This window comes from Oscillochloris sp. ZM17-4 (assembly GCF_019599295.1).
Lineage (GTDB): Bacteria > Chloroflexota > Chloroflexia > Chloroflexales > Chloroflexaceae > Oscillochloris.
The window spans coordinates 1-1,693 of sequence record NZ_JAIEWN010000155.1; the positions used below are offsets into that span (position 1 = coordinate 1).

At 71.5% G+C, this 1,693-nt stretch carries 1 protein-coding gene and 1 pseudogene; both read left to right on the forward strand.

Annotated elements, in window-relative coordinates; all coding sequences use genetic code 11:
* Window positions 1–130 precede the first annotated feature (130 nt).
* Window positions 131–1,375, forward strand: coding sequence for an MFS transporter (locus tag K2Z83_RS28325; protein ID WP_220598522.1), 1,245 nt, complete (start codon window positions 131–133; stop codon window positions 1,373–1,375).
* Window positions 1,376–1,418: 43 nt separating this feature from the next.
* Window positions 1,419–1,693, forward strand: a pseudogene (locus tag K2Z83_RS28330) (hypothetical protein); the annotation flags it as partial.

Sequence of the window (1,693 nt, forward strand, 5' to 3'; positions counted from 1 at the left end):
GCCAGGGGCAGGGCCAGCGCATCGGGGGCTCCCCTCTCGGCTATAATAGAGGTGCAGCATCGCAACCATCGTTAGTATACGGCAACCCGTCGTAGGGGACGAGTCTGCCGATAGGAAGCTCGCACCGACCATGACGATTGACAACCAGGCCCAGATCACCCGCCGGATCACCGCGACCCTCTTCGCCACGCAGAGCATGGCCTCGGCGGCATTCATCGCCAACATCACCGTCGGGGCGATCATCGGGGTGGAGCTCAGCGGACAGACGGCCCTAGCCGGGCTGCCGAGCACGCTGATGCAGGCCGGCGCGGCGGTGATGGCCTACCCGGCCGGGCGATTCATGCAGCGCTACGGGCGGCGGCCGGGCCTGGGGATCGGCTTCCTGCTCGGCCTGGTCGGCCTGGTCATCAACGGCATCGCCGTCGTGCAGGGCTCGTTCGGCACCTTTCTGTTCGGCCTGTTCTTCCTGGGGCTGGCCCGCGGCATCACCGACCAGAGCCGCTACGCCGCCGCCGACGCGGTACCGCTCAGCCAGCGCGCCCGGGCGATCAGCACGGTGGTCTTCGCCAGCACGGTGGGTGCCGTGGGCGGGCCGGCTCTGGTGGACCCGCTGGGCAAGCTGGCGCTCAGCCTGGGCATCCCGGAGCTCGCCGGCCCGATGATCGGCGGGGCGGTGCTCTTCGCCATCGCCGGGGCGCTGATCATGCTGCTGCTCCACCCCGACCCGCGCAGCGTCGCGATCCGCATGGCCCAGGACACGCCGGTCGGCCACGCCGACCACGGGCCGGGCCGTAGCATGGGCGAGGTGCTGCGCACGCCCGTCGCCCGCACCGCGCTCACCGCGATGGTGCTCGGCCAGGGCGTGATGGTGATGGTGATGGGCGTGACCTCGGTGTACATGCGCCAGCACGGCCACGAGCTGGGCGACATCTCGCTGGTGTTCGCCGCCCACACCCTGGGCATGTTCGGGCTCTCGATGGTGACGGGCACGCTGGCCGACCGGTTCGGCCGGCCGATGATGATCGCCCTCGGCGCGCTGGTCCTGATCGCCGGCTCGGTGCTGGCCCCCGTATCACTGCTCACGCCCTGGCTGGCCCTGGCGCTCTTTCTGGTCGGCCTGGGCTGGAACTTCTGCTACATCGCCGGCTCGTCGCTGCTGGCCGACAGCCTGAGCGCCGGCGAGCGCGGGCGGGTCCAGGGCGGCGCCGACCTGCTGATCAACCTGACCTCGGCCATCGGCAGCCTGAGCAGCGGGGTGATCCTGGGCGCCGCCAGCTATGGCGTGCTCTGCGCCATCGGCGTGGCCCTGTCGCTCATCCCGCTATTCGTCGCCATGCCGCAGATCCGGGCCGCGCGCGCCGCCGGTGCCGCGTAGGGGCGGGCAGCCGCCCGCGCCCACCATACGGGGAACGCTTCCGATGCCTGTCGTCGATCTCGACCTGACCCTGACCCAACACGGCGATGGCTACGCCGCCGCAATCCAGCTGAGCCCGTCCGGCGAGCCCGCAACCCAGCTCGCCCCGCCGACGCCGTGGGCGTTCGACACCGAGTCGCTGAGCGCGCTGATGGCCGACCCGGTCGGCTACGGCCAGGCGCTCACCGACCAGCTCTTCTCCAGCCCGAGACTGCGGACCGCATGGCACGAGGCCAGCGCCTTCGCCCACGGTCGCGGCTCCACCCTGCGCCTGCGGCT